The sequence below is a fragment of the Methylobacterium sp. CCH5-D2 genome, from assembly GCF_001556475.1.
Taxonomy (GTDB): Bacteria; Pseudomonadota; Alphaproteobacteria; order Rhizobiales; family Beijerinckiaceae; genus Methylobacterium; species Methylobacterium hispanicum.
Map to the genome: position 1 here is coordinate 1 of NZ_LSIX01000229.1, position 6,166 is coordinate 6,166.

Consider the following 6,166-nt stretch of genomic DNA (forward strand, 5'->3'; position numbering starts at 1 on the left):
GGCGACGAGGTTCGGGACGAGGCTGCCCGAGGGGCCGAAGCTGTCGAAGGCGCGCCGGCAATTGGCCTCGGGATCCTTGCGGTAGCTCTCCAGATAGGCGGTGGCGGCGAGGTGCAGCGTCCCGGCATCGAGGGCGCCGGGCTCGACGCCGAGGCGGCGCACCGCGGCGTGGAGCTGCTCCGGCTCGCCGCGCAGCTCCGGGCAGGCGACGTTGACGAAGCCCACCAGACCGGCGAGCCGGGCCGCCATGGTCTCGTTCTTGGCGAGTTCGGGCGGCTTCGCCTCCGTGGCGGGCGGGGCTGGCTCCTGCGCCCGCGCGGAGGGGATCCCCGCCCCCGCGAGCAGCACCGCCAGCATGATCCGTCTCGTCGTCCGCCCCATGGCGTTCCCTCCCTGTCGGCCCTGCCGAGCCGGTTCGTCCGGCCTCATGCGGCCCTGTTCTTAGCCCAGCTCACGGACTGCCGGAAATCGGACGCGGTGCGCCGTCGTCACCGGCGGCGGGCGCGCGCTGTCCGACCAGTGCCGCCCGCATCGCGAGGAGCCACGCGATCCAGGGCGCCCGGAGGGCGACGAGGATGTATTCGTGGAGGGGCTCGACACCCAGGACGAGGTCGTGGAGCAAGCCTGCCGTCAGCACGAGGGCTGGGCCGCCGAACACGAGGGTCGCCGCCACGCTCCTCACCGGCCGGTCGCCGCGCCACGCGAGGAGCCGCGTGCGCGGATCGTAGCGCCTGAGACAGAACCACGCCGTGGCCAGCACGAGCGGGCTTGCGAGGAAGCCCGTCACCACGCCCGCGAACATCGGGATAGCCACGGCGTCCCCGTCGTGCGGCAGGCTGCCCGATGCCAGGACCTGCCACCAGTAGACGATCCAGAGCGCCGGCGTGCCGACGAGCAGGGCCGCCGTCAGGATCCAGAGCGGTTTCGATCGGTTCGGCATCCCGCGCGGCCAGCCGCTCAGCCCCCGAGCGCGGCGGCGCGAGCGAAGGCGGCGTTGAAGCCGCCGAGCGGCAGGGTGATGGTGACAGCCTCGGTGCTGTTGGCCTTCTGGGCGTTCACCACGAGGGCCTTGGCGCTCTTCATCGCGTCGGTGGCGAGCGTCGGGAAGCTGATCGGCACGAGGCAGCCCTCGCTCGTGCAGGTGGTGTAGGGCGCGCCCTTGCCGAGGACCGCCTCGTCGAGCTTGAAGGTCACGCCGGACTCGATGTTGAGCCCGAACGGCATCAGGATCAGACCTTCGGCCCGGCCCTCCTGCGGGGTCCGGATCTCGAACACGAACTGGCGCCGGCCGCTCTGGCGGTCGCCCTGGGACTGGGTGACGAGGCAGCTCGTCCGCGCCTCGGCGCGGGCGCAGTTCGTCGTCCACTCGCCGTAGGTCTCGCTCACCGAGTCGGCCCCCGCGGGCCAAGCGGCCGGGGAAGCGGCCTCGGACTTCACCTCCGCGGGCTTTTCGGCGGCCTTCTCCGCAGCCTTGGGCTTCGGCTTGGGGGCCGGTTTGGGCTTGGGCTTCTGGGGGGCGGCTGGAGCCTCGTCCGCCCCGGGCGCTGTCTCCTGCGCCGCGGCCGGCACCGACAGCAGCAGGGCGGCGAGCAGCGCGACGCCCAGGCCTGCCCGGTGCCGGGTCGTCCGGGCCGCAGATTCGGCAAGCGCGCGTGTCGGCATCGATCTCGTCCCCTCGGCGGCGTACCGGACGGCACCGGAAGTCGATGCGCGCCCAGAGCTTTAGAGCCGTTCCAGATCCGATCCCGACGGCCCGGAGCGCTCTAGCGTCGGGGGAAGGACGAGGCAATCGCGTAGGGGCAACGCCCGCCGAGACGCGTGGTGGCCCGGCCTCAGGCCAGCCGGCGGCGCAGGCTCCGCACCAGCGCGAAGGCGAGGGTCAGCAGGCCGGGGTCGCGATCGACCGCCTCCTGCTCGGGGGCGGGGCACTGGGAGACGAGGACCGAGAGCATGGCTCACTCCATGGGCGTCTGGGGGGCGCTTCCACGGACCGTTCGGCCTCTGTTGCAGTGCAATGTGAGCAGGGTGCGCGGGCGGCGCAACGCGCCGGGCCGCACGGGGCACATGCGGGAATCTCATATGTCGCAAAGTGCCGGCGGCGCGGAACACTTGCGCTGTTCTGCAGGGTCGCTCGGGCAGGACGCGATCCGGCCCGCGGTTCGGGAGAAAATCTGTCTTTCGCCGGGCGATCGGGCGGGACGAGGTCTTGATCCAGGCCGGACCCGCCCGGGCACGGACGGTTGACCACGCGGGCGGGCGCGGTCAGAAGCCCTCCGGAGCGTGCTGCAGCCGCCCGCCCCGGCGCATCGCCGGGACAGCCGCGCCCGGCCTGTCGCCGCTTCGTCACGGACGACGCTTAACCACCGATGCCCGACCACCCGCCCCTGCCGGGGCGCGCGAGACGATGAGGATCTCCCCGGAATGACCGATCAGCCGTCCCGTCACCCGATCTACGGCCGCATCAGCGGGCCCATCGTGATGATCGGCTTCGGCTCGATCGGGCGCGGCACCCTGCCGCTCATCGAGCGCCACTTCGAGTATGACCGCGCCCGCTTCACGGTGATCGACCCGGTCGATACCCACAAGGCGCTCGCCGAGAAGCACGGCCTGCGCTTCGAGACGGTGGCGCTCACCCCCGAGAATTTCCGCGCTGTGCTGACTCCGCTCCTCACCGAGGGCGGCGGCCAGGGCTTCTGCGTCAACCTCTCGGTCGATACCTCCTCGCGGGCCATCATGGAGCTCTGCCGCGAGCTCGGCGCGCTCTACATCGACACCGTGGCCGAGCCCTGGCCGGGCTTCTACTTCGACAAGTCGAAGAGCCAGGGCGACCGCACCAACTACGCGCTGCGCCAGAACATCCTCGACGCCCGCGCCCAGAGCCCCGGCGGCACCACGGCGGTGTCGTGCTGCGGCGCCAACCCGGGCATGGTCTCGTGGTTCGTGAAGCAGGCGCTCCTCAACATCGCTGCGGACACGGGCCTGGAGCGGGCGGAGCCGTCCTCCCGGGCCGAGTGGGCCGCGCTGATGAAGGATCTCGGCGTCAAGGGCGTCCACATCGCCGAGCGCGACACCCAGCGCGCCAAGAACCCGAAGCCGCGCGGCGTCTTCGTCAACACCTGGTCGGTCGAGGGCTTCGTCTCCGAGGGCAACCAGCCGGCCGAGCTCGGCTGGGGCACCCACGAGACCTGGAAGCCCGACAACGCCCGCGAGCAGGAGACGGGCTCGCGTTGCGCGATCTACCTGCTCCAGCCCGGCGCCGACACCCGCGTGCGCACCTGGGTGCCGACGGTGGGCGCCCAGTTCGGCTTCCTCGTCACCCACAACGAGGCGATCTCGATCGCGGACTACTACACGGTGCGCGAGGGCGATCGGCCGGTCTTCCGCCCGACCTGCCACTACGCCTACCACCCGGCCGACGACGCCGTGCTCTCGCTCCACGAGATGTTCGGCAATGCCGGCAAGGTGCAGGAGCGCCAGCACATCCTCGACGAGAACGAGATCGTGGACGGCATCGACGAGCTCGGCGTGCTCGTCTACGGCCACAAGAAGAACGCCTACTGGTACGGCTCGCAGCTCTCGGTCGAGGAGACCCGGGCCATCGCCCCCTACCAGAACGCCACGGGCCTGCAGGTGACGAGCGCGGTGCTGGCCGGCATGGTCTGGGCGCTGGAGAACCCGGAGGCCGGCATCGTCGAGGCCGACGAGATGGATTTCCGCCGCTGCCTGGAGGTCCAAACGCCGTATCTCGGCCCCGTGGTCGGCGTCTACACCGACTGGACCCCGCTCACCGACCGCCCCGGCCTGTTCCCGGAGGACATCGACACGCAGGATCCCTGGCAGTTCCGCAACGTGCTCGTGCACGGCTGATCGGTTCGGACCTGGCCGCCGGGGCCATGGCCCCGGCGGTCGCTGTTGCGGGCGGCCTCCGCGGTGCTACCATCCGGGCGCAGGCAGGATGAGGCCCCGATGGCTTTGGCCGCGAGACGCGACGCCCGCATGAGCGTCGCCGAGTATCAGGTCTGGGTGGAGAGCCGCCCCGACGAGGAGCGCTGGGAACTCCTCGACGGCGAACCCGTGCTGACGTCGCCGCCGCGGGAGCGACATCAGCGACTCGTCTACAACCTGCTGCGCCGGGTCGGCGACCTCGCCGACGCGCGCGGGTGCGAGGCATTGCCCGGCCTCGCCATCCTGAGCGAGGCGATGGACGATTTCGCGCCGATCCCGGACGTCGTCGTGCGCTGCGGACCGCCGCTCCCGAGCGGCTACGCGCGCGACCCCGTGCTGATCGCCGAGGTCCTCTCGCCCTCCACCATGGCCAACGATCGCGGGCGCAAGGTCGATTTCTACCTCACCGTGCCGAGCCTCAGGACCTTCCTGATCGTCTACCAGAACGAGAGGCGGATCGAGGTCTGGCAGCGCGACCGCGACTGGGAGATGCAGGTCTTCGGTCCCGCCGACCGGATCGCGCTGCCCGAACTCGACGGCGACTTGGCCGTTTCGGATATCTACGCCCGCGTCGTCTTCTAGCCTTCGTCAGGTCCTCTGCCCTTGCCCCACTTCGAAGAGTTCTACGCCGACAAGCTGCGCGGCTCGCTCGGCGTCACCGATGCGGAGGCGGTGCTGGACCTGCGCGGCGCCAACCGCGCCACGGCCGAGGCCTCGCTCAAGGACATGCTGGAGCGCTCCCGCTTCGGGAAGAGCAAGGTGGTGGCGATCCGCCTCGCCCCGCCCCCCGAGGGCGGCGGCGAGACCCTGTTCCAGCCGATCGGCCGCCTCCTGCTCGACGCCAAGCGCCGCGGCCTGATCGAGCGCCTGCAGACCCTGCCGGCGCAGGACGGGCTCGGCTTCTACGTCTCGCTCGCCGGCAAGCCGCAGCGGTCCCCGACGTGAGGGCGTTCGCCGGACGCAACACCCTCGAGCGCCTCGCCCGCTACGGCTACGGCGCGCGCGGCCTCGTCTACTGCGTGGTCGGCGCGCTCGCCGTGCTGGCGGCGCTCGGCGCGGGCGGTCAGACCGGGGACAGCAAGGGCGCGCTGCGGACGGTGCTCGGCGGACCCTTCGGGCCCGTCGTGGTCGGGGCGATCGCGGTCGGGCTCCTCGCCTTCGCGATCTGGCGCCTGGTGGAGGGGATCACCGACGCGGACCGGCGCGGCGCCGGCCCGAAAGGGCTGGCGGTGCGCGGCGCGCATCTCGTCAGCGCCGGGATCTATGCCGGCCTCGCGCTCACCGCGGCGAGCCTCAGCCTGGGGCTCGGCCTCAAGGGCGGCGACGGGATGCAGGACTGGAGCGCGTGGCTCATGGCCAAGCCGCTCGGCCGCTGGCTGCTGGCGCTGATCGGCCTCGGGATCGTGGCCGGCGGCTTCGGCTTCCTGGGCAAGGCGGTCGGCGGCGACGTGACCGAGCGCCTCGCGCTCGGCCCGGAGCAGTGCCGCTGGGCGCGGCCGATCGGGCGCTTCGGCTACGCGGCGCGCGGGGTCGCCTTCCTGATCATCGGCGGCTTCCTCGTCGTGGCGGCGTGGTACCAGCGCTCCTCCGAGGTGAAGGGCCTGGGCGAGGCCTTCCGGCTGCTGCGGCGGCAGGAATACGGCTGGATCCTGCTCGCCGTGGTCGCGGCCGGGCACGTCGCCTTCGGGGCCTTCGGCCTGATCCAGGCCCGCTACCGGCGCATCGACGCGCCCGACATCGACAAGACGGACGATGCGGCGGCCGAGGCCTTCCGGGCGCTGCGATAGGGGACGGCCTCAGGGCGCTGCCGCCCCGAGCCGCCGCCCGGCCTCGAGGAAGCGCTCCGGATCGACCGGCTCGCCGTCGATCCGGGTCTCGTAGTGCAGGTGCGCGCCGGTGGAGCGGCCGGTGGAGCCGATGCGGCCGACGACGGCGCCGGCCGCCATCCACTGGCCCGGCACCACCGCGATGCGGGCGAGATGCGCGTAGCGCGTGGTGAGGCCGTGCCCGTGGTCGATCTCGACCATGTTGCCGTAGCCGCCCGCGAACTCCGCCGCCGTCACCCGGCCGGGCGCGGTGGCGCGTGCGGGCTCGCCCGTCTCCGCCTTCAGGTCCAGGCCGGTGTGGAGGGCAAGCCCCCGGGTGAAGGGATCGAGCCGGGCGCCGAAGCCGCTCGACACGCCGTGCGCACCCTCGACCGGGGGCCGCAGCGGCAGCGTCT

8 protein-coding genes are annotated in these 6,166 nt (G+C 72.3%); 4 read left to right on the plus strand and 4 right to left on the minus strand.

Features of this window, described 5'->3' with window-relative positions; all coding sequences use genetic code 11:
* From AX737_RS06035 to AX737_RS06045, 3 genes are all read right to left on the minus strand, one after another.
* The coding region (locus AX737_RS06035) for a hypothetical protein (RefSeq protein ID WP_082772909.1) at positions 1–357 on the minus strand (357 nt) is incomplete at its 3' end.
* Between the two features lie 94 nt (positions 358–451).
* The gene (locus AX737_RS06040; protein ID WP_066919830.1) at positions 452–940 is read right to left on the minus strand and encodes a hypothetical protein; all 489 of its coding nucleotides are present in this window, start codon (positions 938–940) and stop codon (positions 452–454) included.
* Between the two features lie 17 nt (positions 941–957).
* On the minus strand, positions 958–1,662 hold the full coding sequence (locus tag AX737_RS06045) for an invasion associated locus B family protein (protein ID WP_066919832.1): 705 nt from the start codon (positions 1,660–1,662) through the stop codon (positions 958–960).
* A 759-nt stretch (positions 1,663–2,421) separates the two neighbouring features.
* On the opposite strand from AX737_RS06045, the gene AX737_RS06050 reads away from it, so the two are divergent.
* From AX737_RS06050 to AX737_RS06065, 4 genes are all read left to right on the plus strand, one after another.
* Entirely contained in the window at positions 2,422–3,867 is a 1,446-nt protein-coding gene (locus AX737_RS06050; protein WP_066919834.1) for a saccharopine dehydrogenase NADP-binding domain-containing protein, read from the plus strand.
* A 99-nt stretch (positions 3,868–3,966) separates the two neighbouring features.
* Positions 3,967–4,527: a Uma2 family endonuclease gene (locus AX737_RS06055; protein ID WP_066919836.1), complete on the plus strand. Its 561-nt coding sequence runs from the start codon at positions 3,967–3,969 to the stop codon at positions 4,525–4,527.
* Between the two features lie 21 nt (positions 4,528–4,548).
* Complete coding sequence (locus AX737_RS06060) at positions 4,549–4,890, plus strand: hypothetical protein (RefSeq protein WP_066919838.1); 342 nt, start codon at positions 4,549–4,551, stop codon at positions 4,888–4,890.
* Complete coding sequence (locus AX737_RS06065) at positions 4,887–5,732, plus strand: DUF1206 domain-containing protein (RefSeq protein WP_066919840.1); 846 nt, start codon at positions 4,887–4,889, stop codon at positions 5,730–5,732. The genes AX737_RS06060 and AX737_RS06065 overlap by 4 nt, the downstream gene beginning before the upstream one ends.
* Before the next feature lie 9 nt (positions 5,733–5,741).
* On the opposite strand, the gene AX737_RS06070 is transcribed toward AX737_RS06065, so the two are convergent.
* The coding region (locus tag AX737_RS06070; RefSeq protein ID WP_156453555.1) for a M23 family metallopeptidase at positions 5,742–6,166 on the minus strand (425 nt) is incomplete at its 5' end.

Excerpts from the sequence above, each read along its gene's own strand:
- AX737_RS06050 (WP_066919834.1), top strand. The coding sequence starts at position 2,422 with ATGACCGATCAGCCGTCCCGTCACCCGATCTACGGCCGCATCAGCGGG.
- AX737_RS06055 (WP_066919836.1), top strand. The coding sequence starts at position 3,967 with ATGGCTTTGGCCGCGAGACGCGACGCCCGCATGAGCGTCGCCGAGTAT.
- AX737_RS06040 (WP_066919830.1), bottom strand. The coding sequence starts at position 940 with ATGCCGAACCGATCGAAACCGCTCTGGATCCTGACGGCGGCCCTGCTC.
- AX737_RS06045 (WP_066919832.1), bottom strand. The coding sequence starts at position 1,662 with ATGCCGACACGCGCGCTTGCCGAATCTGCGGCCCGGACGACCCGGCAC.